25 protein-coding genes and 1 pseudogene are annotated in these 23,118 nt (G+C 64.8%); 6 read left to right on the plus strand and 20 right to left on the minus strand.

What is annotated here, in order from left to right; translation table 11 throughout:
- Positions 1-89 precede the first annotated feature (89 nt).
- Positions 90-995 carry a dienelactone hydrolase family protein gene (locus KKQ75_RS04405; RefSeq protein ID WP_213360607.1) on the minus strand — a complete coding sequence of 302 codons (906 nt, stop codon included), beginning with the start codon at positions 993-995 and terminating at the stop codon, positions 90-92.
- 159 nt (positions 996-1,154) lie between these two features.
- Entirely contained in the window at positions 1,155-3,974 is a 2,820-nt protein-coding gene (polA, locus tag KKQ75_RS04410; protein WP_213360608.1) for a DNA polymerase I, read from the minus strand.
- A 154-nt stretch (positions 3,975-4,128) separates the two neighbouring features.
- Here polA and KKQ75_RS04415 point away from each other — a divergent pair, with 154 nt between their 5' ends.
- The 3 genes from KKQ75_RS04415 to KKQ75_RS04425 all read left to right on the plus strand — a co-directional run bounded on the left by KKQ75_RS04415 (position 4,129) and on the right by KKQ75_RS04425 (position 6,336).
- A complete protein-coding gene (locus KKQ75_RS04415) occupies positions 4,129-4,470 on the plus strand; it encodes a hypothetical protein (RefSeq protein ID WP_213360609.1) in 342 nt (113 codons plus the stop codon).
- A gap of 22 nt (positions 4,471-4,492) precedes the next feature.
- Positions 4,493-5,461, plus strand: a complete 969-nt coding sequence (locus KKQ75_RS04420) for a homoserine kinase (RefSeq protein WP_213360610.1) — start codon at positions 4,493-4,495, stop codon at positions 5,459-5,461.
- Between the two features lie 77 nt (positions 5,462-5,538).
- Complete coding sequence (locus tag KKQ75_RS04425; protein WP_213360612.1) at positions 5,539-6,336, plus strand: BPSS1780 family membrane protein; 798 nt, start codon at positions 5,539-5,541, stop codon at positions 6,334-6,336.
- A gap of 4 nt (positions 6,337-6,340) precedes the next feature.
- On the opposite strand, the gene trmD is transcribed toward KKQ75_RS04425, so the two are convergent.
- The 5 genes from trmD to KKQ75_RS04450 all read right to left on the minus strand — a co-directional run bounded on the left by trmD (position 6,341) and on the right by KKQ75_RS04450 (position 9,942).
- Positions 6,341-7,114, minus strand: coding sequence for a tRNA (guanosine(37)-N1)-methyltransferase TrmD (gene trmD, locus KKQ75_RS04430; protein ID WP_213360614.1), 774 nt, complete (start codon positions 7,112-7,114; stop codon positions 6,341-6,343).
- 9 nt (positions 7,115-7,123) lie between these two features.
- Positions 7,124-7,705, minus strand: a complete 582-nt coding sequence (gene rimM / locus KKQ75_RS04435; RefSeq protein WP_371686416.1) for a ribosome maturation factor RimM — start codon at positions 7,703-7,705, stop codon at positions 7,124-7,126.
- An 87-nt stretch (positions 7,706-7,792) separates the two neighbouring features.
- On the minus strand, positions 7,793-8,044 hold the full coding sequence (gene rpsP / locus KKQ75_RS04440) for a 30S ribosomal protein S16 (RefSeq protein ID WP_213360616.1): 252 nt from the start codon (positions 8,042-8,044) through the stop codon (positions 7,793-7,795).
- A gap of 186 nt (positions 8,045-8,230) precedes the next feature.
- On the minus strand, positions 8,231-9,244 hold the full coding sequence (locus KKQ75_RS04445) for an inorganic phosphate transporter (RefSeq protein ID WP_213360617.1): 1,014 nt from the start codon (positions 9,242-9,244) through the stop codon (positions 8,231-8,233).
- 50 nt (positions 9,245-9,294) lie between these two features.
- Positions 9,295-9,942 (minus strand): DUF47 domain-containing protein, encoded by a 648-nt coding sequence (locus KKQ75_RS04450; protein WP_213360618.1) that lies wholly within the window; start codon positions 9,940-9,942, stop codon positions 9,295-9,297.
- 128 nt (positions 9,943-10,070) lie between these two features.
- Here KKQ75_RS04450 and KKQ75_RS04455 point away from each other — a divergent pair, with 128 nt between their 5' ends.
- Both KKQ75_RS04455 and moaA read left to right on the plus strand, forming a co-directional pair.
- Entirely contained in the window at positions 10,071-10,880 is an 810-nt protein-coding gene (locus KKQ75_RS04455; protein ID WP_213360619.1) for an RluA family pseudouridine synthase, read from the plus strand.
- Positions 10,881-10,900: 20 nt separating this feature from the next.
- Positions 10,901-11,926 (plus strand): GTP 3',8-cyclase MoaA, encoded by a 1,026-nt coding sequence (gene moaA / locus KKQ75_RS04460; RefSeq protein ID WP_213360620.1) that lies wholly within the window; start codon positions 10,901-10,903, stop codon positions 11,924-11,926.
- Positions 11,927-11,983: 57 nt separating this feature from the next.
- Here moaA and mog read toward each other — a convergent pair whose 3' ends face one another.
- From mog to KKQ75_RS04485, 5 genes are all read right to left on the minus strand, one after another.
- Positions 11,984-12,562: a molybdopterin adenylyltransferase gene (gene mog / locus KKQ75_RS04465; protein WP_213360621.1), complete on the minus strand. Its 579-nt coding sequence runs from the start codon at positions 12,560-12,562 to the stop codon at positions 11,984-11,986.
- A complete protein-coding gene (locus tag KKQ75_RS04470) occupies positions 12,562-13,770 on the minus strand; it encodes a molybdopterin molybdotransferase MoeA (RefSeq protein WP_213360622.1) in 1,209 nt (402 codons plus the stop codon). Before KKQ75_RS04470 ends, mog begins: the two co-directional genes overlap by 1 nt.
- A complete protein-coding gene (gene mobA, locus KKQ75_RS04475) occupies positions 13,760-14,371 on the minus strand; it encodes a molybdenum cofactor guanylyltransferase MobA (RefSeq protein WP_213360624.1) in 612 nt (203 codons plus the stop codon). The genes KKQ75_RS04470 and mobA overlap by 11 nt, the downstream gene beginning before the upstream one ends.
- A 72-nt stretch (positions 14,372-14,443) precedes the next feature.
- The gene (locus KKQ75_RS04480; protein ID WP_213360626.1) at positions 14,444-14,920 is read right to left on the minus strand and encodes a molybdenum cofactor biosynthesis protein MoaE; all 477 of its coding nucleotides are present in this window, start codon (positions 14,918-14,920) and stop codon (positions 14,444-14,446) included.
- Positions 14,921-14,922: 2 nt separating this feature from the next.
- Complete coding sequence (locus tag KKQ75_RS04485) at positions 14,923-15,171, minus strand: MoaD/ThiS family protein (RefSeq protein ID WP_250131000.1); 249 nt, start codon at positions 15,169-15,171, stop codon at positions 14,923-14,925.
- 244 nt (positions 15,172-15,415) lie between these two features.
- Here KKQ75_RS04485 and moaC point away from each other — a divergent pair, with 244 nt between their 5' ends.
- A complete protein-coding gene (gene moaC, locus KKQ75_RS04490; protein WP_213360628.1) occupies positions 15,416-15,907 on the plus strand; it encodes a cyclic pyranopterin monophosphate synthase MoaC in 492 nt (163 codons plus the stop codon).
- Between the two features lie 34 nt (positions 15,908-15,941).
- On the opposite strand, the gene KKQ75_RS04495 is transcribed toward moaC, so the two are convergent.
- The 8 genes and pseudogenes from KKQ75_RS04495 to KKQ75_RS04525 all read right to left on the minus strand — a co-directional run bounded on the left by KKQ75_RS04495 (position 15,942) and on the right by KKQ75_RS04525 (position 23,109).
- A complete protein-coding gene (locus KKQ75_RS04495; RefSeq protein WP_213360629.1) occupies positions 15,942-16,499 on the minus strand; it encodes a DUF882 domain-containing protein in 558 nt (185 codons plus the stop codon).
- Between the two features lie 167 nt (positions 16,500-16,666).
- Complete coding sequence (locus KKQ75_RS04500; RefSeq protein WP_213360630.1) at positions 16,667-18,256, minus strand: L,D-transpeptidase family protein; 1,590 nt, start codon at positions 18,254-18,256, stop codon at positions 16,667-16,669.
- A gap of 116 nt (positions 18,257-18,372) precedes the next feature.
- Positions 18,373-19,074 (minus strand): ABC transporter ATP-binding protein, encoded by a 702-nt coding sequence (locus KKQ75_RS13035; protein ID WP_250131114.1) that lies wholly within the window; start codon positions 19,072-19,074, stop codon positions 18,373-18,375.
- Positions 19,075-19,290: 216 nt separating this feature from the next.
- A pseudogene (locus tag KKQ75_RS13040) lies at positions 19,291-19,716 on the minus strand (hemerythrin domain-containing protein); the annotation flags it as partial.
- Positions 19,709-20,470, minus strand: coding sequence for an ABC transporter ATP-binding protein (locus KKQ75_RS04510; protein ID WP_213360632.1), 762 nt, complete (start codon positions 20,468-20,470; stop codon positions 19,709-19,711). The pseudogene KKQ75_RS13040 and the gene KKQ75_RS04510, both read right to left, overlap by 8 nt.
- A gap of 2 nt (positions 20,471-20,472) precedes the next feature.
- Entirely contained in the window at positions 20,473-21,411 is a 939-nt protein-coding gene (locus tag KKQ75_RS04515) for a branched-chain amino acid ABC transporter permease (protein WP_213360633.1), read from the minus strand.
- 2 nt (positions 21,412-21,413) lie between these two features.
- Positions 21,414-22,286: a branched-chain amino acid ABC transporter permease gene (locus KKQ75_RS04520; protein WP_091814918.1), complete on the minus strand. Its 873-nt coding sequence runs from the start codon at positions 22,284-22,286 to the stop codon at positions 21,414-21,416.
- 34 nt (positions 22,287-22,320) lie between these two features.
- A complete protein-coding gene (locus tag KKQ75_RS04525) occupies positions 22,321-23,109 on the minus strand; it encodes an enoyl-CoA hydratase/isomerase family protein (protein ID WP_213360634.1) in 789 nt (262 codons plus the stop codon).
- Positions 23,110-23,118: the final 9 nt, after the last annotated feature.

Consider the following 23,118-nt stretch of genomic DNA (forward strand, 5'->3'; position numbering starts at 1 on the left):
GACGCAGCGCGCTCTTGCCCCGGCGAAGCGCGCAGCAATGGAAGAACCGACCCCTGGTGGGGCGGCCCGGTTTCTTTACTGAGCCTGATTCAGGCTACTCCATGCTGGCGGAACCAGGCCAGCATGCGTTTCCAGCCATCCCTGGCTGCCGCCTCGCGGTAGCTCGGACGGTAGTCTGCGTGGAAAGCATGGGGGGCATCCGGATACACGACGAAGCTGCTGGCCGCTGCGGCGCGGTTGCCTTTCGCGCCCGCTTGCTGCAATGCCGTTTTCATGCGCTCAACGGTATCGAGCGGAATCCCGGTATCTGCGCCGCCGTACAGTCCCAGCACCGGACCGTGCAACTGTCCGGCCACATCGACAGGATGGCGCGGTGCCAGCGGTGAGGCATCGCCTGCCAGTCGCCCATACCAGGCCACGCCGGCCTTCACTGCGGGGTTGTGCGCGGCATACAGCCAGGTGATGCGGCCACCCCAGCAGAACCCGGTAATTCCGAGACGCGAGGTATCGCCACCATGTGACGCTGCCCAACGTACCGTGGCATCCAGGTCAGCCATGACCTGGGCATCCGGCACCTTGGCAATCACCTCCCTCATCAGCTTGGGGATTTCGGTGTAGCTGCCTGCATCGCCCTGACGCACGAACAAGGATGGGGCGATGGCCAGATAGCCTTCATGCGCCAGACGGCGGGCCACGTCCGCGATATGCGCATGGACGCCGAAGATTTCGGAGACCACCAGCACGACCGGCAAGTTGCTCTTACCCGCAGCAGCAGCCCGATAGGCCGGCATGGCAAAGCCGTTGATATCGATCAGCACATTGCCGGCGTCCAGTCCGATAGCAGAAGTTTGTTGCTGCGTGGGAGCGACGCAACCGGATACTGCAGCCGCCAGCACAGCACTCGCGGCGGCAGCGGTTTGCAGCATGCTGCGGCGCGTCGGCTCGGCTGCACCGGTCAGCAGGGTTTCGGCATCCTTTAGCTGGTTCTGGTTCATGCTTTTCTCCTTCCGGGGTTGAAAATCGGGGATCAATCCTTCCTAATCAACTGCATTAACGGGCTGGTGGACTGGAAATGCTCCAGCTAATCCCCCCCCGGCAATAGGCCGGTCAGCGACAGTATGAGGAAAGAGCGCCCCTCCCAGCCCACACTCTGATCAGTGCGCCTGCTCCCAGTTGGGACCGACGCCGATTTCGGCCACCAGCGGCACACGCAGTTCCGCCACGCCGGCCATGATGCGCGGCACTTCGCTGCGCACCCAGTCGACCTCGGCCTCGGGCACCTCGAACACCAGTTCATCGTGCACCTGCAGGATCATGCGGGTGGCGGCCTGGCGCTCGTCCAGCACGCGCTGCACCTCGATCATGCTCATCTTGATCAGGTCGGCGGCCGTGCCCTGCATGGGGGCATTGATGGCGGCGCGCTCGGCGCCAGCGCGGCGCGGGCCATTGGGGCTCTTGATATCGGGCAGGTAGAGGCGGCGGCCAAAGACGGTTTCGACATAGCCCTGCTCGCGTGCCTGGTCACGCGTGCGCTCCATGTATTCACGCACGCCCGGGTAACGCTCAAAGTAGCGCTGGATGTAATTGCGCGCCGCGGTGTTGTCGATGCCGAGCGACTTGGCTAGACCAAAGCTGCTCATGCCGTAAATCAGGCCAAAGTTGATCACCTTGGCGTAGCGGCGCTGTTCGCTGCTGACCTGGTCCGGCGCCACGCCGAACACCTCGGAGGCGGTGGCGCGGTGCACGTCGGCGCCGCTTTCGAAGGCATGGATCAGGGCGGCATCCTGGCTGATGTGGGCCATGATGCGCAGTTCGATCTGGCTGTAGTCGGCACTGGCAATCACGTTGCCGGCGCCGGCGACAAAGGCTTCGCGGATGCGCCGCCCTTCTGCCGTGCGCACGGGGATGTTCTGCAGGTTGGGATCACTGCTGGACAGGCGCCCCGTCACGGCCACGGCCTGTGCGTAGTTGGTGTGCACGCGCCCGGTGCCCGGGTTGGTCATGCCCGCCAGCTTGTCGGTATAGGTGTTCTTCAGCTTGGACAGGCTGCGGTATTCCAGGATGGTGCGCGGCAGCGGAAAATCCTCGGCCAGCTTTTCCAGCACTTCCTCGTCGGTGCTGGGGGCGCCGGTGGAGGTTTTCTTGATGACCGGCAGGCCCAGTTTGGTGAAGAAGATTTCGCCGATCTGCTTGGGGGAACTCAGGTTGAAGCTCTGCTCGGCCATTTCGTGGGCGCTGCGTTCCAGTTCCAGCATGCGCAGGCCGAGCTCGTTGCTCTGTCGCGCGAGTTGCTGGGCGTCGATCTGCACGCCGTTGCGTTCGATGCGGAACAGGATTTCGCTGGCGGCGATCTCCAGTTCATAGATGCGGCGCAGTTTCTCGTCCTGCGCGATCTGCGGCCACAGGGCCTGATGCACCTGCAGGGCAAAATCCGCATCCTCGCAGCCATAGACGGTGGCCTGCCCGACCGGCACCTGGCTGAACGGAATCTGGCTGGCGCCCTTGCCGCACAAATCCTCGTAGCTCAGGCCCTGGCGGCTGATATGGCGCTGAGCCAGGCTTTCCAGGCCATGCGGCTTGTGCGCTTCCAGCACGTAGCTTTGCAGCATGGTGTCATGCGCGTAGCCATGCACCTGGATGCCGTGATTGGCAAAGACATGGCGGTCGTACTTGATGTTCTGGCCGAGCTTGAGCTTGCCGGCATCTTCCAGCCACGGGCGCAGGCGCTGCAGCACCTCGTCCAGCGGGAGCTGTTCAGGGGCATCCGGGGCTTCATGCCCGAGCGGGATGTAGACGGCCTTGCCCGGCTCCACGCTCAGGCTGATGCCCAGGATGCGGGCCTGCATCGGGTTGAGCGAGGTGGTCTCGGTGTCGATGGCGGTGAGCGCAGCCTGGTCGATGCGCGTCAGCCAGGCATCGAAATCCGTCCAGGTGGTGATGGCCTGGTAGTCGGAGGCGTGGCCGGCGCTGTCGGCCCCGCTGGGGCGAGCCTCGCTGAACAGGTCGCCGGTGCCGCCCACGGCAGGCGTAGAGGGAGCAGCAGCGCCCTCTTTCTCCAGCAGGGTCTTGAGCAGGCTTCGGAACTGGAAACGCTCATAGAAAGCGCGCAGTTCCTCGAAGCGGCGGGGATGGCGTGCCAGCTGGCCCAGATCGGGCAAGCCGTGCACATGGCCGCTCAGGTCGCAGTCGGTCTTGATGGTGACCAGCTGGCGGCCAATAGGCAGCCAGTCCAGCGCCTTGCGCAGGTTTTCTCCCACCACGCCTTTCAGCCCGGGCGCCTCCTCGATCAGCTTGTCCAGCGAACCATAGGCATTGAGCCACTTTGCCGCAGTCTTGGGGCCGACCTTATCGACCCCGGGCACGTTGTCGACCGCATCTCCCACCAGCGTCTGATAGTCGATCATCAGCGACGGCGGCACGCCGAATTCGGCGGTGACACCGGCCACGTCGCGCTTCTTGCCCGTCATGGTGTCGATGATGGTGATGTGCTCGTTGACCAGCTGGCTCAGGTCCTTGTCGCCGCTGGAAATGATGACGCGTTTGCCCTGCTGCGCGGCCATGCCGGCCAGCGTGCCGATGATGTCGTCGGCTTCCACCCCCTCGATGCACAGCACGTGCCATCCGAGCAGCCGCACCACCTCATGGATCGGCTCGATCTGGCTGCGCAGGTCGTCGGGCATGGGCGGACGGTGGCCCTTGTAGTCGGGATAGATCTCGTTGCGGAAGGTCTCGCCCTTGGCATCGAACACGCAGACGGCGTAGCGCGTGGGATATTCGCGCTCCAGCGACTGCATCATGTTGATCAGGATGCGCAGCGCACCGGTGGGCTGGCGGGTGCCGTCGGGCAGCGTCACGCTCCAGTCGCCTCCGGCATGGAAGGCCCGGTACAGGTAGCTGGATCCGTCCACCAGCAGCAGGGTGTCGTCGGGCGCGTCCACCACGGGGGCGTTGTCGGGAGAAATCTGTTCTTGCATAGGCCTGCCATTGTGCCTGCAAAGCCCGGTGCGGCAATGCGGCATTCCCCGCCCTGTGCGCGCGGACGGCTGGGGAAAAGCAGTCTTATGCCCTAAAATCGCTGCATTGCGCCCCGTGCGGCGCCCTGTTCCGATCTTTCCAAGCACCATCGCCATGAAAACTCCCCTGTCCGTCTCCATCCTGCTGGCTGCCGCCGTGTTTTCCCATACCGCGTGGACGCAGACGCACGGAGTGGCTGCGGCCAGCGCCCCGGCTGTCGTGTCTGACCAGCCTGGCGTTGCCGAAGGCGACGGCCAGCTGCGCGGTGACCAGCGCATCGAGCGCCTGCACCACCAGGACAGCGGCTCCACCATCGACGAACTGCGCGTGGGTGGCGAATCGCAGATCATCACCGTCAAGCCGAACAACCGCGCACCGGCCTACGAGATCAATCCCGAACGCACCAATCCCACGGCCAACTCCGGCCAGCGCATGTGGAACCTGCTGAAATTCTGATTCTTGCGCGCTTGACTCCACCATGGCTGTATTTACCGAAGTCTCGCTCGAGGCTGCCCGTCCCCTGTTCGAAGAATTGCAACTCGGCACTCTGCTGGAGCTGCGCGGCATCCAGGGCGGCATTGAAAACACCAACTATTTCGCCACGACCGACCGTGGCGAATATGTGCTGACCCTGTTCGAGCGTCTGACGCACGCCCAGCTTCCGTTCTACCTGTACCTGATGCAGCATCTGGCGCTGCGCGGAATCCCCGTGCCGCAGCCGGCGAACAATGCCGAAGGCGAGGTGCTGTTCACCTTGTGCGGCAAGCCCGCTGCCGTGGTCAACAGGCTGGCCGGCAAGAGCCAGCTGCAGCCGCAGGCGGTGCACTGCGCCGCCGTTGGCACCACGCTGGCGCGCATGCATCTGGCCGCCCGCGACTACGAGCGCGAGCAGCCCAACCTGCGCGGCCTGCCCTGGTGGAATGCCACGGCGCCCGAGGTCTATCCGCACATGGACGAGGGTCAGCGTGCGCTGCTGCAATCCGAGCTGGCCTACCAGAACCACATAGCCGCCAGCGCCGCCTATCAGGCCCTGCCGCGCGGCCCGGTGCATGCCGACCTGTTCCGCGACAATGTGATGTTCGACGGAGAGACCCTGACCGGCTGCTTCGATTTCTACTTTGCCGGAGTGGATACCTGGCTGTTCGACCTGGGCGTGTGCATCAATGACTGGTGCATCGACCTGGCGAGCGGTGCACTCGATCCGGCACGCACCCAGGCGCTGCTGGATGCCTATCAGGCAGTACGGCCGCTGGAAGCGGCCGAGCGCGAACTGCTGCCCGCCATGCTGCGTGCCGCGGCACTGCGCTTCTGGGTATCGCGGCTGTGGGATTTCTACCTGCCGCGCGAAGCCAGCATGCTGGTGCCGCATGATCCCACGCACTTCGAGCGCGTGCTGCGCGAGCGCATTGCGCATCCGCTGACGCTGCATACGCCGCAGCATGCCTGAGCAGGCATGGCTGCACGGTTTGTTCCGCACCGCGCCTGACCGGGCCCGGCTGCGGAACCCTGACTGAATTTCTGCCCATGCGACTGAACATCGTCCCTGCCAGCCAGGGCATCCAATGGATGAAGCAAGGCATCGCCACCTTCCGCAAGAAGCCGCTGGCCATGCTCGGACTGTTCTTCATCTTCCCGACCGTGGTGAACCTGCTGTCGCTGATTCCGTGGCTGGGCATCGCCCTGGCGCTGGCCATGCTGCCGGCGGCCACGCTGGGCTTCATGACGGCGGCACGCGAAGTGGCGCAGGGCAACTACCCCATGCCCACCGTGCTGCTCACCGCCTTTCGCGCCGGCCAGCAACGCGTTCACGCCATCGCCGTGCTGGGCATGCTGTATGCCGTGCTGTTCGGCCTGAGCATGGCCGTGACGCAGTGGGTGGACGGCGGCCAGTTCGTGCGCATCTACCTGCTGGGTGAGAGCATCACGCCGGAAGCGCTGCGCGAGCTGATGTCCAAGGGCGATTTCCAGATGGCTGCCATGCTGGCCGGTACGCTCAACGTGGTGATTGCCATGCTGTTCTGGCATGCGCCGGCACTGGTGCACTGGCACGGCGTATCGCCGGTGAAAAGCCTGTTTTTCAGCATTGTGGCCTGCGTGCGCAATTTCCCGGCGTTTTTCGTCTACCTGATGGCCTGGATCGGCCTGACCATGCTGGTGGCGCTGGGCGCCTCGTTGCTGTTCACGGCGGCGGCCGGGCCAGTGATCGGCTCGGTGCTGATGCAGCTGACGCTGATGGTGATCACGGCCATGTTCTTCACGTCGCAGTACTTCAGCTATCTGGACTGCTTTGTCGAGGCGCGCGAGTCGGGCATCGAGGTCTGAGCGATCAGCGTTTGCCTGAGTCCGCGAAGCGCGCCAGGGTGGTCTTGTCTGCCTTGTCCAGCAGACCCTGGCTGCGGGCGCGCTCGATCAGTTCCGGGCGGTGCCGTGCGGTCAGTTGCAGGCTCTGGTCGCGTCGCCAGCGGGCGATGGCGGCATGGTTGCCGCCCAGCAGCACTTCGGGCACACCCTGCCCCTGCCATTGCTCGGGACGCGTGTAGTGCGGGCAGTCCAGCAGGCCATCGAGTGCGGGATTGAAGCTGTCCTGGATATGGCTGGCCTCGTCCTGCAGCACGCCGGGCTGCAGGCGCGCCACGGCATCCAGTAGCGCCACGGCGGCGATCTCGCCGCCCGAAAGCACGAAGTCGCCCAGGCTGAGCTGGTGCGTGACATGGGCATCGACAAAGCGCTGGTCGATGCCTTCGTAGCGGCCGCACAGCAGGATGGCGCCTTCTCCCTCTGCCCATTGCGTGACCACGCCGTGATCCAGCCGCGCGCCGATTGGCGTGAACAGCACCACGGGGGCCTCGCTGCCCTCGGCATCGGCACGGTCCTGGCGGATGGCCTGCAGGCAGCGTGACAGGGGTTCGGCCATCATTACCATGCCGGGGCCACCGCCAAACGGACGGTCGTCCACGCGACGGTAGTTGCCTTCGGCAAAATCCCGCAACTGCCACAGTTTGACCTGCACCTGCCCGCTGGCGTAGGCGCGGCGCGTGACGCCGGCCTCCAGATAGGGCTGGATCAGTTCGGGGAACAGGGTGATGATGTCGAAGCGCATGCGGTGCGATCAGTAGTCGGGCTGCCAGTCGACCACGATGCGCTTGCCGGGCACGTCCACGCTGTCGACGAAAGCATCGACAAAGGGAATCAGGCGCTCCTGCGCCTTGCCTTCGGCATCAGGGCCGGCGTCGAGTACCAGCGTGGTTTGCGGGCCGGTGGCAAGCAGGTCGCGCACGGTGCCCAGGGCCACGCCCTCGCGGTTGCTGACGGCGCAGCCAATCAGGTCGACCCAGTAGTATTCGCCCTCTTCCGGCGGCGGGAAGCTGGAGCGCGGCACCAGGATGCGGGCGCCCTTGAGCAGTTCGGCAGCGTTGCGGTCCATGATGGCGGCGGCGCCGGCCACCAGACCATCGCCATGTTCGCGCACCTGGCGGATCTGCAGCGTGCGGGCGCCCTCGAAATGGCGTGCGCCACGCTCGGCCGGCAGCAGGAACCATTGTTTGGCGCTGAACAAGGCCTCGGGCAGGCTGCTGTAGGGAATGATGCGGAACCAGCCACGCACGCCCCAGGCCTCGCCGATGCGGGCGACCTCGACAGCGTCTTCGGGCAAGGTGGCGGGTTCGAGAATGGAGTTCAGATCAGCGGACATGCGGTGATTGTGTGCGTGCGGAACAGAAAAAACAAAGCCCAGTGGCATGCACTGGGCTTTGCATCAGACCGGCAAGGTCTGTGGAGATCAGGCAGCAGCCTTGGCAGCTTGCTTGACCAGGCGTTCCACGGTGGGAGAAGCCTGGGCGCCAACGCTCTTCCAGTAGGCAATGCGGTCCTGGGCGATACGCAGGCCTTCGGTGCCTTCCTTGGCGCTGGGGTTGTAGAAACCAACGCGCTCGATGAAGCTGCCATCGCGGCGCACGCGCTTGTCGGCAACGACGACGTTGTAGAACGGACGGGCCTTGGAGCCGCTGCGGGAGAGTCGAATAACGACCATGTTGAAATCCTTCGGGTGGTAAAAATTCTTCCAGCGTTTGAGACACGCGACTGGCCACCCGGCCAGCGACACGCTGAAAACATTCAATTATAAAGCCAATCCGGTGCAATGAACAGGCGCAGCCCTGCTTTTTGCCGCTGCGCCCGTCATTTGTGTGGCGGCAAGGTCAAAACGCCCTGCCCACGCTCACTGGAAGATCAGCAGGCTGAGCCAGTACGCGCCTGCCGCCACAACGGCAGCGGCCGGAATGGTCAGGATCCAGGCCCAGACGATGCCGCCGGCCACGCCCCAGCGCACGGCACTGGCGCGCTGCGTGGACCCCACGCCGACGATGGCGCCGGTAATGGTATGCGTGGTCGAGACCGGAATGCCCAGCGCGGTCGCAAAGAACAGCGTGAGGGCCCCGCCGGTTTCGGCGCAGAAGCCCCCTACCGGCTTGAGCTTGGTGATCTTCTGGCCCATGGTGCGCACGATGCGCCAGCCGCCGAACATGGTGCCCAGGGCGATGGCGGCATAGCAGACCAGGATGGTCCAGGTGGGCGGACTGGCTTCGCCGGCCTTGGCGTAGCCGGTGGCAATCAGCAGCATCCAGATGATGCCGATGGTTTTCTGCGCGTCGTTGCCGCCGTGGCCCAAGCTGTAGGCGCCGGCCGAAAGCAGCTGCATCTTGCGGAAATGCTTGTCCACCTTGTAGGGCGAGGTACCGCGGAACAGCCGCGCCACCAGCACCATCATGACCGAGCCCAGCAGGAAGCCCAGCAGCGGAGAGATGACTATGAAGGCCACGGTCTTGCTGATGCCCTGCCAGATCAGGGCGTCGGTGCCGCCCTTGGCCATGACGGCGCCGACGATGCCGCCGATCAGCGCGTGCGAGGAGCTGCTGGGAATGCCGTAGTACCAGGTCAGCAGGTTCCAGCTGATGGCACCGACCAGAGCACCGAATACCACATGGGTATCGACCACCTCGGGCAGGACGATGCCCTTGCCCACAGTGGCCGCCACACTCAGGTGGAAGACGAAAATGGCGATGAAGTTGAAGAAGGCCGCGAACACGACGGCATGGCCGGGACGCAGCACACCGGTGGAAACAACGGTGGCAATGGAGTTGGCTGCATCGTGGAAGCCGTTCATGAAATCGAACAGGACGGCCAGGACCACGAGCATGATTACAACCCACAGCGCGCTTGGGATGACTTCCATGGGAAAGAGTCTTGTATAGGTTGGGGGGTGCAGGGGCAACGCGTGCCCGGTCAGGCGTTTTCCAGCACGATGCCTTCGATCAGCTCGGCAACGTCCTCGCAGCGGTCGGTCACGGCCTCGAGCAGGTCGTACATGGCCTTGAGCTTGATGAGTTCGCGCACGTCCGGCTCTTCGCGGAACAGGCGGCTCATGCCCTGGCGCATCACGTGGTCGGATTCGGACTCGAGCGCATCCACTTCGGCGCACAGCAGCAGCGCCTGCTGGGCAGCATCGCCCTTGCCCAGGCGCATGAGCAGCTTGATGGCCTGGTCCATGCGCTCGCAGCACAGCAGGCTGATTTCGCTGAGCTTGGCCAGCTCGGGGGTAACGGCCTGCAGGTCGTACATGGCCATGGTTTCGGCGCTGTCGCGCAGCAGGTCGATCACGCCGTCCATCAGGCCGATCAGCTGGTGCAACTGCTCCCGGTCGACCGGGGTAATGAAGGTCTTGTGCAGCGCCGTGTTGAACTCGCGCAGGATGGTGTTGGCACGGACTTCGGCATCGCTCACCTTGGCGGCCAGGGCGATGCGGACGTCGCGGTCGGGGTAGTTCACCACGAGCTGACAGAAGTTGCGTGCACCTTCGACGATGCAATCGGCGTGGCGGCTGGTCAGTTCAAAGAAGTTGCCCTCGTGAGGGAGCAGTTTGCTGAATATCATGAATGGGTTGCGGGTGATTTCAGGAGACAATCCCGTCGGCCTTCTTGGAGAGCCAATTTTTACGGTTTTGTGACAAATTTCAAGTTTATCCGTTCTTTTGCGCCGGCCACCAGTTGCCAGATTTTTTCATGTCCCCCAATTTTCCGGATACTGTTTTAACGCCTGACGACGGCACACGCGCGGCCGCATCAGGCGTTGTTATCCTGCATCAGGACGCCCACCTGATCGTGCTGGACAAGCCCGCCAATCTGCTGGCTGTGCCCGGTCGGGGTGAGGAAAACCACGATTCGCTCAGCGTGCGCGTGCAATGCCTGTTTCCGGATGCGCTCATCGTGCACCGCCTGGACATGGGCACGAGCGGGCTGATGGTGATGGCGCGCACCCCGCAAGCCCAGCGCCGGCTGGGCGATGCCTTTGCGCGGCGGCAGGTGCACAAGCGCTATGTGGCGATCGTGCAGGGTCATCTGCAGTCGGTCGGTGATGCCTGGCAAACCATCGATGCGCCCCTGTGCGTGGATTGGCCCAACCGGCCGCGCAGCAGGATCGATCGGGAACATGGCAAGCCGAGCATAACGCACTGGCGCACGGTGCCTGTGCCGGAGGTTTTTCCCGGCCTGGCTGAAGAATTCCTGCGCCCGCAGGGGCTGCACAGCGTGGTCGACCTGGAGCCTGTCACGGGGCGCTCGCACCAGTTGCGCGTGCACCTGCAATCGCTCGGCCATCCGATTGCGGGCGATCTGCTCTATGGCGATGCGGCCAATCAGGCAATGGCGCCGCGCCTGCTGCTGCATGCCTATGCCCTGTCGCTGCCGCATCCGGAGACCGGGGCGCTGATGCACTGGCATTGCCCTGCCCGCTTCGATCTGCTGGAGGGATTGCCGCAATATCGCACGGTGCAAGTCCCCCCGGCACAGAGGGGTTTGAACACTCCCCCATAAATGGGGCCACAATTCACTCCATGCAGGTATTGAACGACGTATCTTCTTCCTCCCGCCATCAGGACTCGCGCCGGCTTGTGGACCGCTTTGGCCGCAGCATCGATTACCTGCGCGTGTCGGTCACCGACCGCTGCGATCTGCGCTGCTCCTACTGCATCCCCAAGGGCTTCCGCGATTTCGAGGAGCCGGAGAACTGGCTGACCTTTGACGAGCTCACGCGTGTGGTGGCTGCCTTTGCGCGTCTGGGTACCACGCGTTTCCGCCTGACCGGTGGCGAGCCGCTGCTGCGCCGCAATCTGCCGGATCTGGCGCGGCGCATTTCGGCGCTGCCGAATGTAGAGGATCTTTCGCTCACCACCAATGGCACGCAGTTGGGCAAGCATGCCAAAGCCTTGCGCGAAGCAGGCGTGATGCGGCTGAACGTAAGCCTGGATTCGCTGCGCGGCGAATGCGTCGAGCAGATCACCGGCAGCGACAGCCTGCAGAAGGTACTGGACGGCCTGCGCAACGCGCGCGAGGCGGGCTTTGACCGCATCAAGATCAACATGGTGCCGATGCAGGGCGTGAACGATGGCGATATCGACGCCATGGTGGCCTTCTGCATGGAAAACGGCTTTGTGCTGCGCATGATCGAGGCCATGCCGATGGGCCATACCGGGCAGGACACGCAGGGCCTTTCGCTGACCGCCCTGCTCTCGCAACTGGAGAAGAAATACGAACTGGTGCCGACCACGGTGCGGCTGGGCGGTGGTCCGGCACGCTACTGGGTGAGCCCCGGTACCGGATTCACGCTGGGCCTGATCACGCCGATTTCGCAGCACTTCTGCGAAACCTGCAACCGGGTACGCCTGTCGGTGGATGGCACGCTCTATATGTGCCTGGGGCAGGATGAAAGTTTCGAACTGCGCCCCTTGCTGCGTGCGGGTTGCAGCGACGAGGAACTGGAAGCCGCCATCCGTGAAGCCATCGAACTCAAGCCGGAGCGGCACGAGTTTGTCGAGCGGCCGGAAAAAACCGTCCGCTTCATGTCGATGACGGGCGGCTGAGCCCGCTGCTTCTTCGAAGCTTGTGCACCGCCGCGATCCTGCGGCGGGCCACTGCGCTTACTTCTTCTTCGGCCGGAAGGCGTTGACGACCTCGCTGCGGGTGTCGATATAGGGGCCGCCCATCAGTTCGATGCAGTACGGCACCGAGGCGAAGATGCCATGCACCACCACCTGGCCGTCGGCGTTCTTCACGCCTTCCAGTGTTTCCTGGATGGCCTTGGGACGGCCCGGCAGGTTCAGGATCAGGCTGGTACCGCGGATCACGCCCACCTGGCGCGACAGGATGGCGGTGGGAACGTAGTACAGGCTGACCTGGCGCATCTGTTCGCCAAAGCCTGGCATGACGCGGTCCGCCACCGCCAGCGTGGCTTCGGGCGTGACGTCGCGCGGTGCCGGGCCGGTTCCGCCCGTGGTCAGGACCAGGGCGCAGCCTTCCTGGTCGGCCAGGGTGCGCAGGGTGTGCTCGATGACGGGCTGCTCATCGGGGATCAGGCGCTCGACAAATTCAACCGGGTTGCGCAGGGCACGTTCCAGCCAGGCGCGCAGCGAAGGCAGGCCTTCGTCCTGATAGACGCCGCTGCTGGCGCGATCGCTGACCGAGACGAGTCCGATGCGGATGACGGGCAGGTTTTCCATCAGAACCATCCTTTTCCTGGCAGGGGGTAGATCGTGACCGGATCGCCGACGGCGACCGGGGTGTCAGGGGTGATTTCGGCCAGGACGTTGGCCTGCACGCAGGCCGAGAGCATGGCGGAGCCCTGTCCTTGCAGCGCGTTGACGTGCCAGCGGCCATCGGGGCCGGCATGGGCCACGGCGCGCAGGAATTCGCGGCGCGGCTCGCGCTTGGTGCGCTCGAAGCCGGACACAGCCTGCACGGCCAGCGGTTCGGGCTGTGGCATGCCCTGCAGCTTGCGCAGCGCCGGGGCAACCAGCATGAAGAAGGTGACGAAGGTCGCGACCGGGTTGCCCGGCAGCATGAAGACATGCGCGTGTCCGGCACGGCCCCAGGCGAAGGGCTTGCCGGGCTTGATGGCGAGTTTCCAGACGTCGAGCTGCCCGATGTCGGCGAGGGCGGCACGGATATGGTCTTCTTCCCCCACGGAGACACCGCCGCTGGTCAGGATCACGTCGGCCTGCTGCGAGGCGGCCTGCAGGCGTTCGCGCGTGACGGCGGCGTTGTCGGGCAGGCATTCGCTGGACACCACCTCGACCGGCATGCCGGCCAGCCAGGCAAGCATCTGGTAGCGGTTGGCGTCGAAGATCTGGCCGGGGGCGAGTTCGGTGCCCGGTTCACGCAGTTCGTTGCCGCTCGAGAATACCGCCACACGCAAGGGGCGCAGCACCGGCAGCGTCGCATGGCCCTGGCTGGCGGCGAGTGCGACGGCGGCCGGATCGAGCAGCGTGCCCTGCGGCAGCAGCACGCCGCCAGCCGCGTATTCTTCGGCGCGATGGCGGATATGGGAGCCCACAGGGGCCGGTTTGGTCAGGACCACCGCTTCGCCCTCGGTCTGCACGTCCTCCTGTGCAACCACGGCGGTGGTACCGGCAGGGACCGGAGCGCCGGTGAAAATGCGTGCGGCCTGGCCGGGCTGCAGCGTCAGGGAGGTGCTTTCGCCGGCGGCGATACGGCCAGCCAGCGTGAAGCGTGTGCCGTTGCCATCGGGATCAGCCAGGGCGTAGCCGTCCATGGCGCTGTTGTCGAATTGCGGAGTGTCGTGCAGCGCGGGCAAGTCGGCGGCCAGCACATGGCCGCAGGCCTGCGCCAGCGGAACGGACATCGTGTCGGAGATCGGCTGCAGGGACGCCAGCAGCTGACGCAGGGCGTCGTGGTAGTCAAGCATCATGGGATAACAGGTGTTCGAGTTGAAGCAAGGCGGCAGGGTCGTTGGCGTTGGCAAACGCTGCTGCATCGTCGAAGGCAACGGCTTGTGCGGCGCGGCTGGCGATCCAGCCGCGCAGGCTGCGCTGGCCGGAGGCCAGATACGCCGGAACGCTGGCCAGTGTCGCGCATTTTGCCAGCGCCATGGCGGGTTGCGGGCGATCGCCGCATTGCGGGTAGGCGATTTCAAGCGCGGGGTTCTGCTGCAGAGTGGCGAGCAGATCGTGCACCAGATGGCCGGGGAGCAGCGGTGCGTCGCAGGGGGCCAGTTGCACGTAGCCGGGGGTATGCGCCAGCGTGGCAGCCAGAGAGGCAAGTGCAGCCATGGGGCCCATGCTCTGCCAACGGGTTTCGTCCGTATGCACCGGATAGCCGAGGGCGGCGTAATCGGGCAGGTTGCGGTTGGCGCTGATCAGCAATTGCTGCACCTGCGGGCGCAGGCGCGCGATCACGTGATGCATCAGGGGCTGGCCGGCAAGCCGGGTCATGCCCTTGTCCTGCCCCCCCATGCGCCGCCCTTCTCCTCCCGCAAGGATGAGTGCGGTGACCGGCAATGCGTCAGACATCGTTGATGCGTACCGGTGAAGCGGCAGCGGCAAGCGCTCTGCCCGGGGTGCTTGAGAAAGCCTGCTGCAATGTCATTGCGGTCCGGCCTCGTCGCTCCAGCGCGCGCGCGCGGCATCGTCGCTATCCTTGGCAGCCACCCAGCTGGTGCTGCCGTCGGCAAACTCCTCGCGCTTCCAGAACGGCGCTTCGGTCTTGAGGTAGTCCATCAGGTATTCGGCGGCGGCGAAGGCGGCGCGGCGGTGGCCCGAAGAGACCAGTACCAGTACGATGCCTTCACCCGGTTGCAGACGGCCCACGCGGTGCACCACGCGACAGGCGGTAACCGGCCAGCGCGCGCCGGCCTGACGGGCGATGCGTTCGATTTCGCTTTCGGTGACGCCGGGGTAGTGCTCGAGATGCAGGGCGGCCAGCGCATCGGCCTGGTCGTGCGCGCGCACCATGCCCTGGAATGCGACGAGTGCACCGGCATCCCCGGCATGCTGGCGCAGCGCCTGCTCTTCGGCACCAAGGTCAAAGGCCTGCTGCTGGACGGAAACGGTCAGCCACATGCTCAGCCTCCGGTAACGGGCGGCAGGATGCCGACTTCGGCACCATCGGGCACGGGCATTTCGCCATAGGCCATCTGGCGGTTGAGGGCCATGCGGAAGACCTGGCCGGGCGCCAGCGCCTCGGCCCATTGCGGGCCACGCTCGCGCAGGTGCTGCAGCAGCGCATCGGTGCTGCCGCCGTTCCACTCCAGTTCTTCGCTGTCGCGGCCGACGCGGTCGCGCAGCACGCCAAAATACAGAATCCGGATCATCTCGCTCCCTGATCGGTTGAGGACATGCCGGCCATCATAGGCGAAAGGCTGCGGCCCTTCACTCCGCCGGGCTGCCAGCAGGCTCCTTCGTTCGGCGTAGCTCCGGCGCGGGTGCCCTACTTCCTCCGGCGGGGACATGTCTTGTCTTGCAGCCCTGGGAGCGGTGTTGTGGCCCACCTGGGGGCAGCTGCGTGGAACAAGCCACTACACTAGGGCGCTACGCAACCCTTGCTACTGGAACCTCATGTCTTCCCTCACCCATTTCGATGCCACCGGCCAGGCCCACATGGTGGACGTGGGCGAAAAAGCGGAAACCCGCCGCCGCGCCACCGCCACTGGCCATATCACCATGCTGCCCGAGACCTTTGCCCTGCTCGACCAGGGGCAGGCGAAGAAAGGCGATGTGCTGGGCGTGGCGCGCTTGGCGGCCATCCAGGGCACCAAGCACACCGCCCTGCTGATTCCGCTCTGCCATCCGCTGGCGCTGACGCATGTGGGGGTGGAATTCGAGAAGGAGGTTGCACTGCACCGGGTGCATATCCGTGTGACGACGGAAACGGTGGGCCGCACGGGCGTGGAAATGGAGGCACTGTCCGGTGCCATGGCCGGACTGCTGACCGTGTACGACATGCTCAAGGCCGTGGACCGCGGCATGCGCATCGATGGCGTGCGACTGCTGGAAAAGCTGGGCGGCAAGAGCGGGCACTGGCAGGCAGGGGAAGGTGCTGCCGGCTGAACAATCCTGCTGGGGTCAATGACGCCCGGTAAATTTACCAGGAACGCACGCGGCCGGTATCGACGTGCACGAACTGGCTGTCAGGATAGTAACCAACGCCGCCTGCTTTCAGCGACTTGGCGGCATCGCGCAGTTCGGCCAGCGGCACGCCGGGCAGGCGCACGTCGATGGCCTTGCCTTCCATGTGCAGGCTCTTCCTGGCGACGCCACCACCGCGCGTATTGCGCAGGGTGCTGTTGGTGACCGGGCTGCGGTAGCCGGAAATCACATCGAAGGTCTGGCTGGTGCCAAGCGCCTGGCGCACGCGGTACAGCAGGTCGAACAGCGTGGGATCCATGGAGCCGACGATGCCGCTGTAGTGGTCGCGCAGGAAGGTGTTCAGGCGCGTCATGGATTGCGGCAGGAAATTGTCGCCCACGGCATAAACCAGCGAGATGCGCTCGTTGGTATGCAGATTGTTGAAGGAAAGGCCGCGGGACGAGGGAATGGAAGCGAGAGCGCTGCCGCTACCGACAGCGAGGGTTCCGGCGGCAGTGGCGCGGAGGGCGGAACCCAGAAAATAGCGGCGGGAAGGAGTCTTTGTCTGGATCATGAATTCAAGGCAACCTGGATAGCGTGCGGGACAACCTGACTTGGAGCGGCTTGTCGCGTCAGAAGTTGCATGCAGCGCACAAAAAACAGGAAAAAGCAGGTGGCCGATTCACTATTGCAACAGACTACCTGCCCCATGTAACAGTCATGAAAAACTGTCGATGGAGCTTATTGTAGGGATGGCGCGCTCGCGGCGCTACTGTTTTTTTGTAACGCCGTCGCTGACTTAGGCTGAATTCTTGTTGTTTTACCTTGAGCCAGCAAGTCGGCCAGCTTGCGGTCGTGGCCGTACAGGTCGGGGAAGAACAGCAGCTGCCCGTTACTGACCACGGTGGTCATGTAAGTGATCACAACCGGCAGCGGTTCCTTCAGGCGCACCGTGCTGGCCTTGCCTGCCCCCATGGCCTTGCGGATGCGTTCTTCCGTCCAGGCCGGGTCGTCCTGCAGCACGAATTTGGCCAGCTGCACCGGCTCCTCCACCCGGATGCAGCCGTGGCTGAAGTCGCGTCGGGTGCGGTTGAACAGGCCGGGCGACGAGGTGTGGTGCAGGTAGATATTCTGGTTGTTCGGAAAAACGAACTTGATGTCGCCCAGCGCGTTGCTCCGGCCGGGCTTCTGGCGGATGCGCGCCGTGCCGTTGAGCACGCCCTGCAGGCCGCCCTGCCCCACGATCTCGAAGCCGTTGCGGGCCATGTAGCCCGGATCGCGGCGGATCTTGGGGATGGTTTCGGAGCGCGCGATGGAGGGCGGCACGTTCCAGTAGGGGCTGAATTCGATGTAGCGCATGTCCTCGTCGAAAAGCGGCGTGCGCGTGTCCAGCGCCTTGCCGACGATCACGCGCATGGAAATCCTGGGTTCTTCCTGGCCATTGGCGTTGTCATAGGCGCGCAGGCGGAACTCGGGCACGTTGACCACGATGGTGCGATGGCCCTGCAGCATCGGCGTCCAGCGCAGGCGCTCCATGGCCAGCGCGATGCGGTCGGCACGCTGCCTGGGGGATTCATTCAGCTTGTCGAGCGTGGCCTTGTTGAGGATGCCGTTTTCGGGCAGGCCATAGCGCTGCTGGAAGGCTTTGACGCCGGCCTGCAGGGTGCTGTTGTAGGTGGCCGGGGCCGCGGTGCCGGCGGGCAGGTCGCCCAGGGCGATCAGGCGCTGCGTCAGCATGGGCAGACCGGCCCAGGCCTGGCTGTTGCCGAGTTTTCCGCCCTTGGGCAAGGCAGGGAGTGTTCCCGCCCAGGCGGGATCATTGGCCAGCTGGCGCTCGCGCTCGAGGGCCTTGCGCAGTTCGGCATACATGGGTACGCGCGGTGTGGCCGCATCGAAGGCGCTGCCCAGATTGCCCATGCCCAGGGCTTCGCGCAGGGCCGTCGGGGCATCGAAGGCCTTCCAGTCGGTCTTGTTGGCGTCGTAGTTCGTGCCGAGCTGGCGCGGATCGACGCGGCCGTTGCGCAGGTGATGCAGATACAGTTCGAGCTTGTCGGTCAGTTGTGCATCCAGACTGGCAGCGGTGGCAGGATCGAGCGCCCTGCCCTGGTTGGCCTGGATGGTCTGCAGCAGTTGTGCGCCACCATAGTGATTGGGGTTCATGCCGTCGTTGGCGGCATTGGCCAGACGCCGTGCAGCATCCAGGGCAACCGGGCGCAGCATGTTCTGCTCATTGACCCAGAGCGATGCCCAGGCCTGCGGAGCAGCCATCAGGCCGGCCAGGACAAGCGAAGCGGAAACCAGTCGGGAAGGGAGGTACGAGAACTGCGCCATGGATCTAACCTGAAAAAAAGCGGGCCGCAGACAAGAGTCCGGAGCCCGCAAAATGTAGCACACCCGTGCTCATTGACGAAGCAGGGTTAGCACCCTGCCCTTGTTTCGTTGCGCCCTTACATCCCCAGGTAGGCCTGGCGTACTTCATCGTTGGCCAGCAGCTCGGGGCCGGGGCCGCTCAGCGTGACCGAGCCGGTTTCCAGCACATAGCCACGATCGGCAATGGCGAGCGCCGCGGCCGCGTTCTGCTCGACCAGCAGAATGGTCATGCCGTGCGACTTGAGCGACTTGATGACGTTGAAGACTTCTTCCACCAGCAGCGGGGCCAGGCCCATGGAAGGTTCATCCAGCAGCAGCAGCTTGGGACGCCCCATCAGCGCGCGCCCAATGGCCAGCATTTGCTGCTGGCCGCCGGAGAGCGTGCCTGCGGGCAGATTGCGTTTTTCCTTCAGGATCGGGAACATGCCATAGACCTTCTCCATGTCCTCCTGCAGGTTCTCTTTAGGCTGGGTGAAGGCACCCAGGCGCAGGTTGTCCTCGATGGAGAGCGGCCCGAACACCTGGCGGCCTTCGGGGCTCTGGCAGATGCCGCGGCGCACGCGCAGGTCGGCACGCAGCCGGGAAATGTCTTCGCCTGCAAACATGATCTTGCCGGCCGACATGGGCTGCACGCCGGAAAGTGTGCGCATGAAGGTGGTCTTGCCAGCCCCGTTGGCGCCGACCAGCGCCACCAGTTCACCCTTGTGCACTTCCACATCCAGCCCCTTGAGCGCCTTGATGCGGCCGTAGCAGCTTTCCATGCCGCTGACGGAGAGCAGCAGCTCGCCGGTCGGTTTGGCCTTGCCGGTGGTGAGATTGCCGGCCTCGTGTGCGCCCAGACCCACGGATTCCGGTGCCAGGTTGACCAGGCGGTGGAACAGCTGGCGGAACTCTGCCCTGGCCTCGCCGCCGAAAACGGGATCGGCATTGTTGCCGAAGGCCTCGTCGATGGATTGCCAGTCGTCATCAGTGAGCGAGGCGCGGGCCAGTGGCATCACGTCCTTCTCTTCGGTGCGGATGTGCGCCTTCACGCTTTGGGCATAGGTACGCAGCGCCTCGACGAAATCGTTGCGGTGCGCCTCGCTCTGCATGGCGCTGCCCATTTTGCTGCGCAGTGCGAGCAGCATTTCCGGTCCGTTGCGGTGTTCGGCCTGCAGGCGATCCAGCACCGCCGCGGCTTGCGGGCTGCGCTGGCGCAGCGCCGGGAACAGGTGGTGGTCTTCCTTGGCATGGTGGCAGCCATCCATGAACTGGTCGATGTAATCGAACAGCGCCGTGAAAAAGCCGGCGTCGACTTGCTGGCCCTGCTCGATGTCGCCGGCGAGCGAGTCGAGCGTGGCCGCGACGCGCCACAGGTTCTGGTGTTCTTCGATGATGATGCGCAAGGCTTGCATGGGGTTTCCTTCGGCCGGCTCAGGCATGTGCGCCCAGGTAGGCGGCAATCACGTCCGGGTTGTTGCGGACTTCCTCGCGCGTGCCTTCGGCCAGCTTGCGGCCGTAATCGAGCACGAGAATGCGTTGGGACAGGTTCATCACCATCTTCATGTCGTGTTCGACCAGCACGCAGGTCACGCCGTTTTCGGCCACCTTGCGGATCAGCTCGTCGATTTCATGCGTTTCGGTGTGGTTGAGGCCGGCTGCGGGCTCGTCCAGGAACAGCAGCTTGGGCTGCATGGCCAGCGCGCGGGCAATTTCCAGGCGCTTGAGCGCGCCGTAGGACATGCTGTCGGCGCGGGCCTTGACCTGGCCGCCCAGGCCAACGAAGCGCATCAGCTCGGCCGCCTCCTCGCGCAATTCGGCATCGCGCCTGGTGATGGACGGCAGGTGCAGTGCGCCCTTGAACAGGTTGCGGTCCAGGCGCAGGTGCGCTCCCACCATCACGTTCTCCAGAGCCGACATGTTCATGCACACCTGCAGGTTCTGGAAGGTGCGCGCCATGCCGCGGCGGGCCAGTTCGTCGGACGATTTGCCCTGGATTTCCTCGCCATTGAGCTTGATGGTGCCGGTCGTGGGCTTGTACACACCGGTGATCAGGTTGAACAAGGTGGTCTTGCCGGCGCCATTGGGGCCGATCACCGCGTAGATCATGCCGGGGTCGATCGAGAAGGACACGTCATTGACGGCCTTGACGCCCCCGAAATGGATGGAGAGGTTCTTTACGTCGAGCATGGACATGGTCAATGGCCTTTCTTGCCGAACTTGCTGGCCAGCGTGGGGACAATGCCCTTGGGCAGGAAGATCATGAACAGCATCAGGATCGCGCCGAAGATAACGGTTTCCCAGCCTTCCAGGGTGGCCAGGGCCTGCGGCAGCGCCGTGAGCAGCGCAGCGCCCAGCAGCGAGCCCCAGACGGAGGCCATACCGCCCACCACCACCATGGTCACCAGTTCGATGGAGTGGAAGAAGTCGGCAAAGCCCGGCGTCACCATGCCGATGTAATGCGCCATCACGCTGCCCATGATGCTGGCAAACACCGCCGACATGGTGAAGATGCTGACCTTGTAGCGCACCACGTTCACGCCTACCACGCGCGAGGCCACTTCCGAGCCGTGCAGCGCACGCAGCGCGCGGCCGAACGGGGAGTCGATCAGGTTGAGCGAGGCCCACACGCTGACCACCAGGAAGGCGGCGACGACCCAGTACCAGTGGCGGTCGCTGCTCAGTTCGAAGCCGAACAGGCCCATGGTGGGCAGCGGCATGCCGTCCGGGCCGCCCGTGAGCTGCGCCTCGTTGCGCAGCACGATGTTGACCAGGATGCCCAGGCCCAGCGTGGCCATGGCGAGATAATGGCCCTTGAGACGGAAGATCGGGCGCGCAATCGCTGCTGCCAGCACGCCGCAGATCACGGCGCCCGCCCCCATCGCCAGCAGCGGATGCCAGCCGAAATGCGTGGGCAGAATCGCCGAGGCATAGGCGCCGATGCCCAGGAAGCCGGCATGGCCCAGGCTGATCTGGCCGGCAAAGCCGATCAGCAGGTTCAGGCCCAGCACCACGATGGCGTTCATGGCGATGCGGATCAGCAGGTCGAGATAGAAGGCGTTGCTGATGACGAAGGGAGCGATCACCAGCGCCAGCGCGAGCACCCCGATGGAAATGTACATGGTTGTCTTGCGCATGGTTACACCCGGTCGGTAGATTTGCCGCCGAACAGGCCGCGCGGCATGAAGAACAGCACCAGCAGGATCAGGATGAACGGGATCGCATCCTTGTAGGCCGAGGAGATGTAGCCGGCGCCCATGGATTCCAGGATGCCGACCAGCAGGCCGCTGACGACTGCGCCGAGGCCGTTGCCCAATCCGCCCACCACGGCGGCGACGAAGCCCTTCAGGCCGAGCATGATGCCGACGTCGTAGGAGGTCATGGTCACCGGCGTGAGCAGGATGCCGCCCAGGGCGCCCAGCGCTGCCGACAGCGCAAAGCTGACGAACAACACCTTGCTGGTGTTGATGCCGACCAGCTGCGCCGCCGTCTGGTTGACGGAGGTGGCCAGCATGGCCTTGCCGGACAGCGTGCGGTTGAAGAAGTACCACAGCGCCACCACCACGATGGCCGTCACGCCCAGCACCCACAGGCTCTGCGGCTGGATGGCGGCACCCAGGATGTAGATCGGCTTGTCGCCCGAAAAGGCCGGCAGGCTGAAGGTGCCCTTGCCCAGCCAGACCTGGATCAGGCCGCGGATGAACAGCGAGGCGCCGATGGTGATGATGATCAGCGTCACCGTTTCGGCGCCCTTCACGGGCTCGATGGTGACCTTTTCCATCACGATGCCGACGATGGCCGGAATCAGGATGGCGAGGATGAAGGCGACCGGCAACGGCAGGCCGGCGTTGGTGAAATACACCGCCAGCATGCCGCCCAGCATGATGAATTCACCCTGCGCGAAGTTGATGACGTTGCTGGAGTTGTAGATCAGCGTGAAGCCTAGGGCCGCCAGCGCGTAGGTCGAGCCTACGGTGATGCCCGAGAACAGGTACTGCAGGAACTCTGCCATGATGGGTCTCCCTTGGGTCGGTGGGTCCTGCAGCTCAGGCTTGCGCCATCCACTGCGGTGGGCGTTTGTCGAGGAAGGCGGTGATGCCGTCCTTCGCTTCGTCGGTGGCGCGCTGGCCGGCGATGCGGCGGGCGGTTTCCTCGGTGGTGGCGTCGTCGATCGGGCGCGCGGTGACGGCGCCGACGAGTTGCTTGGCAGCGAACTGGGCGCCAGGGCCGCAGGTCAGCAGCGTGTCGGCCAGTTTCTGCACGGCGGCGTCCAGATCCTGCAGCGGCACCACTTCGCCGACCAGGCCCATCTCGAGCGCGCGCTGCGCACCGATGCGCTCGGCGCTCTGGAAGTAGCGCAGGGCGTGGCGCGGGCCGATGGCGCGCAGCACATAGGGGCTGATGACGGCGGGAATGATGCCAAACTTGACTTCGGAGGTGGCAAAACTGGCGTCTTCACTGGTAATGGCCATGTCGCAGGCTGCCGTCAGGCCGGTGCCGCCGCCCAGGGCAGCGCCCTGCACGCGGGCAATGGTCGGCTTGCGCATGCCGGAGAGTGCGCGCAGCATGCCGGCAAAGCGCAGGGCATCGGCATGGTTCTCGGCCTCGGTATAGCCGGCGGCGCGCTTCATCCAGTTCAGGTCGGCGCCGGCCGAGAAATGCTTGCCGCGGCCGGCCAGCACGACGACGCGCACGGAAGCATCGGCGTCCAGCGCGGTGCAGGCGGCATGCAGATCGGCGATCAACTGCTCGTCGAAGGCGTTGAACACTTCGGGACGGTTCATCCAGAGCGTGGCGACAGCGCCCTGCCGCTCGATGTCAAGGGTTTGGTACATGACTCTTGT

It is taken from the genome of Brachymonas denitrificans (assembly GCF_907163135.1).
GTDB classification, from domain to species: domain Bacteria; phylum Pseudomonadota; class Gammaproteobacteria; order Burkholderiales; family Burkholderiaceae_C; genus Brachymonas; species Brachymonas denitrificans_A.